Source organism: Pontitalea aquivivens, assembly GCF_046507575.1.
Taxonomy (GTDB): Bacteria; Pseudomonadota; Alphaproteobacteria; order Rhodobacterales; family Rhodobacteraceae; genus Pontitalea; species Pontitalea aquivivens.
On record NZ_JBKFEY010000132.1, the window covers coordinates 1 to 367 of the forward strand.

The window sequence follows — 367 nt, forward strand, 5'->3', positions numbered from 1 at the left end:
AACCGCCTCCGGTTTCTTCAGATTGATCAACAGACTGGACTTGCTGCGGTTGGCGCTGCGGTGAATCGGGGCCAGCACACTTCGATGACGCACGGCGTCGCCGGTCAATGGCTCTATTTTGATCACCTCCGCACCGAGGTCGGCGAAGATCCCCCCTGCCATAGGTCCAGGCAGAAGGGCCGAAAAGTCCAGCAGCTTGACGCCGGCAAGTGGTCGCCAGCCTGCGCCATGAGACACCGTCGGCCTAGATTGCATTGTCACTCCGATGCCTCTCCTCGTGATGCAGAGACGCTATCAACGACTGCTTCCCCCTTGGTTACCGGTACGGCGCGCCCTGCGGCTTCCGGCGCGATGTTGACCATCCCGC

1 protein-coding gene is annotated in these 367 nt (G+C 61.6%); it reads right to left on the bottom strand.

The annotated features are described in order from the left end of the window. Positions 1-255: CoA transferase (locus tag ACK8OU_RS20500; RefSeq protein ID WP_410305171.1), on the bottom strand; the 255-nt coding region annotated here is incomplete at its 3' end. Positions 256-367 lie beyond the last annotated feature (112 nt).